General features: G+C 31.3%; 2 protein-coding genes. Both read left to right on the forward strand.

All coding sequences use genetic code 11. From position 1 onward, the window contains the following. The first annotated feature begins 308 nt into the window (after nt 1-308). Entirely contained in the window at nt 309-752 is a 444-nt protein-coding gene (locus BV214_RS16525) for a hypothetical protein (protein ID WP_086478601.1), read from the forward strand. After that, complete coding sequence (locus tag BV214_RS16530; RefSeq protein WP_086478602.1) at nt 752-1204, forward strand: hypothetical protein; 453 nt, start codon at nt 752-754, stop codon at nt 1202-1204. The genes BV214_RS16525 and BV214_RS16530 overlap by 1 nt, the downstream gene beginning before the upstream one ends. Nucleotides 1205-1340 lie beyond the last annotated feature (136 nt).

A 1340-nucleotide genomic window follows, 5' to 3' on the forward strand; every position in this document is an offset into this window, starting at 1 on the left:
GTCGACTTTTGGCTTGCCCTTTCCCGCCCAGGTTTTATAAAACGCTAAATTATATTTGTGTTTACAAAGGTTTCGGCTGGATTGAAAATGCGGCAAAAACTACGGGGATTGTTCCATTGGCTTGTCCGTTTGGGTAAGGTGTGGGCTGCAAACAACCTCTAACAGGGGCTATAATTCAGTCTTGCATTCTTCAAAAGATAAAATTCATTACTTTTAAGTCGGCACGATTCCTTACCTGAAAAATCCTATCGGATTTCCCAGACCGAAATCATAGCCTTAACGTTGTAGCAAATTTAAACCTAACAATTATGATAAGAGTAATATCAATTTTAATTATTTCTGTTTTCTTAATTTCCTGCAATAATAAAAAAGGTCAGGAATCCCAACAAAAACTTGATAGTTTACAAAGGGAGAACGAAAGAATAAATAGTCGTTTGCTTGAAATGGAAAAACAACAAAATCAAACCAAGTACGTTTGGACGATTATTGAACATAAAAGAGGACGTTATATAGTTAGTAGTTCCAATAACAAAACAGGTTTTGAGGGACCTATAAAAAATTACATATATTATTCGGATGTAGTTAAAGTAGACGGGTTCAATGAGGATAAAAAATATCTTCTTCAAGACAACTTAGAAAAAGATTTGAGGGGTCAATTTGGATATTCAGTTCATTCTATTCAAAACCGTCAAACTTTTGTTTTTGACACATATAAAGAGGCAAGTGAACATAGATATAACATCTTAAATTAATGCAAGTAAATATTCAGAGTTGGTATAGGATTTTAGACTATTGGTGTAATAAAAAAACACCTCTGGGTTCTGGACTAACTATTCCTTATCTTGTAGGAATTATTTATCAAACAGATTGTGAATTGATAACCACAAATGATTTTCTCGAATTAATATTTACTAAAGAGGATAAAATATTTTCAATTAGAAAATGTGATGTTATTGGGGAATATGTTCTACAATTAAATGATGAAAATGATTTAGCATCACTTAGTTATTACACTAAATTCAAGAATATTTATTTAACAGAACAAAACCTAATCACAAAGGAAAATAAATTTGAAAAATATCTTGATAAAAAATATACTGAATTAATTTCAAGAAAAACCTTTTCAAAAAATGATGGAAATTGGAATAAATTCAATGACGACGAAATCAAGTGGATAAAAAACGTGCTACAACAACGGCTATAAGCAATTGGGGTTTAAGTGCTTATCCGATAATTAAAACATAAAAAAAGGTCTGTGCTAAACTGAAAAGTAAGAGCAAAAAAATCCCCAACTGCTCATAGTGTGCCGAGAAGTAGTGAACGGTAAAAATATTCACTAC

This window comes from Arenibacter amylolyticus, assembly GCF_002150785.1.
Lineage (GTDB): Bacteria > Bacteroidota > Bacteroidia > Flavobacteriales > Flavobacteriaceae > Arenibacter > Arenibacter amylolyticus.